Here is a 443-nt window from a genome sequence, read left to right on the forward strand (position 1 = left end):
GCATTCAGAAAATGCAGCGCGCGTTGTTTCATCTCCCTCGCGGCTACCATCATCTACTGTTCCTGCTCCATCTGGTTGCCGAGCAGGCTGATGTGCACGGGATCGGTGTGCTTCCATTGCGATACAGGGATGACAAGCCGCCAGCCCTGTTGCGTGGGCTCACGGAAGAGGGCGACCAGGCCCACCTCGTTCGTGCCGTCCCTCATCGGCGTGCTCAGCGTGATGCTTTCGCCCGGTCCCAAGGTGATGTCCTTGCGCTGCACGGTGTCGGGCTTAAGGGGGCCGTCAGCGTCACGCAGGAATTGCGCGTAGGCGCTTGTCCGGAACGTGTTGGCATTCTTCAATTGATAAATACGCACGACCACCGGCAGCGACTCGCCACGTGCATCGCGGTTCAGTTCCGCGCGCGCATTTATCACCAGGTTCATGGTCGTAACCCTGGT

1 protein-coding gene is annotated in these 443 nt (G+C 60.0%); it reads right to left on the reverse strand.

Translation table 11 applies throughout. The annotated features are described in order from the left end of the window. Positions 1-53 precede the first annotated feature (53 nt). Positions 54-443 (reverse strand): type VI secretion system lipoprotein TssJ (tssJ, locus tag AC4HNJ_RS21630; RefSeq protein ID WP_490481686.1); only part of this gene is annotated, 390 nt, incomplete at its 5' end.

It is taken from the genome of Dyella sp. SYSU CM1112, assembly GCF_058216415.1.